Source organism: Corallococcus llansteffanensis, assembly GCF_003612055.1.
Classification (GTDB): Bacteria; Myxococcota; Myxococcia; order Myxococcales; family Myxococcaceae; genus Corallococcus; species Corallococcus llansteffanensis.
Genome location: NZ_RAWB01001199.1, coordinates 1 through 430, shown reverse-complemented (window position 1 = coordinate 430; position 430 = coordinate 1). Strand labels below are relative to the sequence as shown.

The following is a 430-nucleotide window of genomic DNA, read 5'->3' as shown; positions in this document are numbered from 1 at the left end:
TGCCAGAACATCGCTTGCGTCTTCAGCGAACTGTCGGTGCCCCCCACCACGCGCGCGGCCTGGATGGAAACGCGGTCAGCAAAGTTGCCCTTGAAGTGCGCGGTGTCGACTTCGATCTTGCGGATGCGGCCGGGGTTGGCCAGGGCGATCACGCACCAGTCGTTGCCCGGCTCGCGGCGGCGGCGCGTTTCCCAGCCGTCGCCCATGTTCACGCCCCGGCCCGGCATCAGCATGCGCGAGGCCGGCCCGAAGTGCTCGTTGTTGGCTTCGACCACATAGGCGCCGTTTTCCATGGCGGCCAGGTCGATCAGCTTGGTGCGGTCCGCACCCTTCCAGTCGACCTGCGGCTGGCCATACACCCGCAGGCGTGCGATGCCGCCGTCCGGGAAGATGTTCAGTCGCAGATGCGTGAAGGCCTGCGGGCTGGTCA

Annotated in this window: 1 pseudogene; it reads right to left on the bottom strand. The window is 67.2% G+C overall.

The features are described from left to right. Positions 1-430 (bottom strand): annotated as a pseudogene (locus tag D7V93_RS44130) (hypothetical protein); the annotation flags it as partial.